The 3,666-nt window shown below is 70.3% G+C and carries 3 protein-coding genes; all 3 read right to left on the reverse strand.

Annotation, left to right across the window (positions count from 1 at the left end; genetic code table 11):
- Nucleotides 1–108 precede the first annotated feature (108 nt).
- A complete protein-coding gene (locus G7A99_RS02290) occupies nucleotides 109–843 on the reverse strand; it encodes a SapC family protein (protein ID WP_163138759.1) in 735 nt (244 codons plus the stop codon).
- Between the two features lie 44 nt (nucleotides 844–887).
- Complete coding sequence (locus tag G7A99_RS02295) at nucleotides 888–2,537, reverse strand: ShlB/FhaC/HecB family hemolysin secretion/activation protein (protein ID WP_240466070.1); 1,650 nt, start codon at nucleotides 2,535–2,537, stop codon at nucleotides 888–890.
- Nucleotides 2,527–3,666, reverse strand: a 1,140-nt coding sequence (locus G7A99_RS02300) for a hypothetical protein (RefSeq protein ID WP_205599697.1), incomplete at its 5' end; no start/stop codon positions are given. The genes G7A99_RS02295 and G7A99_RS02300, both read right to left, overlap by 11 nt.

Here is a 3,666-nt window from a genome sequence, read left to right on the forward strand (position 1 = left end):
CCCACCGAGATACGGACGCGGCCATACCCGGCACGGGCGCGCCCCGGCGGGCATGCCGCCGGCCGGGACCGGGTACGGACCCGCCGGTGCTATGACCCGCGGGGGGAATCACGCCGCCTCGGTGCGCAGACGCACCGGCATGCGCTCGAGCTGGCCGTGGGAGACCATGTGGGCGTGGATCCAGCCCAGCGAGCCGTCGCGGTGGAGTTCCGCCACAGTGGCGTCGTCCAGCTGGTCCAGGGCCGCCTCGTCGACGACGCGGAAATCCCGGATCGCGCGGCTGTTGCCGTCGGCGTCGGTGATCTGGAGGTCCCGGCGTACGAGCAGCCCCAGCTCGTTGAGCCGCCGCGCGAAGGTCCGGGTGCGCTCGCTGTCGGCGAGGTACTGCTGCAGGAAGCCGACAGTGCGCTGCAGGAACTCGCTCTGGCTGCCGTCGTCCTCGAACAGCGCGGTGCCCTCCTCGCGGTTGAAACCCCCGTAGGCCTGGTCGATGCACACGGTCATGTCGGCATCCTCACCGTCCTCGCCCCGGGCCAGGACGAACGGGTAGCGCCGCACGAACGCGGGCACGTAGGTGCCACTCTGCCAGTGCCCCTCGCTGTCCACGAACAGGTTGCGACCACTCTCCAGGCCGAGCAGGGCTACCGGTGAGGGGTCCTCATCGCTCCCCGCGAACAGGATCGGATAGTCCGCGGCCACCTGGTAGAACTCCACCCCGGCAACCGGCACGAAGTGGGTATCGCGGGCGAAGCTGCAGTCGCCGGCGGCGTCGCGCAGGCGCAGGTCCGCGTGCCGCTCGCTGTTGAGGGGGACGATGTCGCTATAGAAGAGCAGCGATGCCATTGGGGGTCTCCTGTGCTGTGCTGATCGGGGTGACGGGCGGTCACTCAAGAACCGAAGCTGTAGCTGAGCTGCGCGTGGATGCGGTAGCTGTCCTGGTCCTGGGTCACGTCGCGCAGCGGCACGCCCACCGTGAGCGAGGCGTTCCAGTTGGTGCCGGTGCCCGCGCTGACGCCCGCACCGGTGCTGCGCAGCTGCTCGAAGTCCTGGCTGCGGCCCTCGACGAAACCGTAGTCGACGAAGTAGAACAGGTCCGTGGTGGGGTGGACCCGCCAGTGGGCCTCCGCCGACACGGCGCCGCCCCGGGCCGCGGAGAGCACGCCGCGGTCGTAGCCGCGCACGCTGGACTGCCCGCCGGCCTGGTAGTAGGACGGCGAGGCGAACTGATCCTTGATCGCATACTGCCAGCTGCCCTTGACCAGACCACTGATACGCGGCGTGAAGGGATGGGCGTAGGTGGCCTCGCCGGGGAAAGTGGCGTAGGTCTGCGTCTCCTCGCCAAAGACGTCCGAGCGGTTGACCACCAGCTCCTGGCTGACGCGCCAGCGCGCACCGCTGGCGCCCACGCCGCGGAGGACCACGCCAGTGCCCAGACGGTAAAGCTTGGTGTCCGAGAGGGTGCCGCCGGAGATCTCGCTACCGGAGTCGAGCCACGACGCCCGGGCATTCCAGTCGAGCACGGTCTGCCCCCAGTTCATCCAGGGGCCGATGTAGCTGGCGCTGACCTGCTTGGAATCGCCGGTGATATCGAGCTGCTCGAAGCCACCGCCGACGATCTTGGTCCGGGTGTAGGTCGCCGAGACATTGAGCCGGCCACCGGAGTCGGTCACCGGCATTTCGTAGCCGAGATACCCGCTTGCCAGGCCCTCGGCACCGATGCCGTAGACCACCAGCCGGTCGCTCACGCCGCGCGGGCCGTTGACGACGAGAAAGGTCCCGGCCTGGTACTGACCGGTAGAGTCCGAGCCGTTGGTATTGGCGAACACCTGTGCCCGCCAGCGCTGGGGCTCACGAACGTCGACGCGGACGTTGCTCTCGCCGAAGCCCTCCCCCGCCTCGAGGCCGGCGGAATAGCGCAGCCCGGAGAGACGGTTGAGCGTCTGCAGCCGCTGGCGCAGCGCCGGGACGTCGACAAACTCCCCCGGGGCCACCGGGATGACCGAGCGTATGTAGTCCTCGTGCGTATAGGTGTTGCCCTCGATACGCAGACTGCCGAGCCTGCCCTCGACGATGGTCACGCGCAGGATGCCGTCGTCCAGCCGCTGGGGCGGGATCATGGCCCGCGCGGTGAGCTGGCCGCGCTCATCGTAGATGCGGTTGATCCGGGCCACCATCTCGTTGAGGTCGTCGAACCCGACCTCGCGGCCGACGTAATCGCTGGCGATGGCGCGCAGGCGCTCCTCCGGGATCACCGTCGACTCCGTGAAGCGCACGCCCTTGAGCGTGAACCGCTCGCCGGTCTCCGGCAGTTTTCCGGAACGCATCTCGGGCACATCCAGCACCGGACCCTCATCCCCGGGCTGTTGGGCGGCCTCGAGGTCGCGGCGCTCACGATCGAGCTGCTCCTGGATCGCACCGGGCTCCGGGGCATCCGCCGCCTGCTGGGCGCCGGCGACGGCCGGCACCGCGAGCAGGACCGCCGCCGCGACCTGGCTCAGGCCGGCAGCGAGTCCGCAGACCCGCGCTTCAAATCGCATCACTATTGCGGTCTCCATCGTTCTGCAACATCCCGGCGCGACCGCCGGAGGTCGATACCGCGCCGCCCGTACCCACGCTCACCGGCTCCACGGGCAGCCCCGGGGTGACCGGCGGCTGCACCGAAAGCACCCGGGAGGCCTCGCGAACGATGCTCTTCTGCGCGGTGCGCCGTGCCGCCCCGGTGCCGCCGGTGCGCGTGCCGCCACGGTTGTGGTCGGCGTTGTAGTTCGGCACCTCGACGGCATAGCCGTTGGCGAAGCGGGTGACGTAGGCGTCGGTGAAGGCGTCGGTCCCGTCGATCTCGAACTCGAAACGGTAGTCGAGCTCGTGGAGCTGGATGTCGATGGCCGGATCGGACGTGGGATCGACGTTGTCCGCCAGCACCGCCGCCTCGGCGGTGTTCAGCCGAAGCCACTGCGGGATCCAGGCATCCATCATGTGGACCCGGTCGGTGGTCGTGTCGATGCGTACCTGACGGCCGTAAACACGGTCGAACACCGCGCCCCGGCCGGCCGCGGCATCGAGGGTCAGCCGTGCCACATCGGCGACGCCGCCGAGGGCGCCGGTGATCCGGCCGTCCAGGACGCCGGTACCGGTCTGGGTGGCACCGACGTCGACATCCCGGGCCATCAGCCACAGCCGGTCAGCCACACGGGCATCGTCGACCCGCAGCTCGTCGGAGGCGGTCAGCTCCCCGGTGCGGCCGTCGAGGCGGGTCAGGCGCAGGTCCGCCGGCCGGGTCACGGCACCGTCGCGCACACCGGCGGCGAGCCGCACCTCATCGTCGGCCGAGACGCGCTCGCCGGTGAGATCGCCGCCGCTGGTGCCGGTGACGGCACCGCCGCTGTCCACGGTGACAAACCGGACCGGTCCGAGCACCGCGTCCAGGTCCACGTCGCCGCCGGCATCCGCGGTGTTGAAGGTGATCTCGCCCGCCGCCTTCAGGTCCTGGGCGCCGCCGCTGCGCAGGAAGCCACCGACGGTGATGTCGCCACCGGAGACCGCGTCGATGCCGTCGCCCGCGTCGATGCCGGTATCGACGCGAATATCCCCATCGGCGGCCAGGTCCACCCCGGCACCCGCGGTCATCAGGCCGCTGGTGGCGCGGGCCCCGGCCCCGTTCACCCG

This window comes from Arhodomonas sp. KWT, assembly GCF_010993615.1.

Excerpts from the sequence above, each read along its gene's own strand:
- G7A99_RS02295 (WP_240466070.1), bottom strand. The coding sequence starts at position 2,537 with ATGCGATTTGAAGCGCGGGTCTGCGGACTCGCTGCCGGCCTGAGCCAG.
- G7A99_RS02290 (WP_163138759.1), bottom strand. The coding sequence starts at position 843 with ATGGCATCGCTGCTCTTCTATAGCGACATCGTCCCCCTCAACAGCGAG.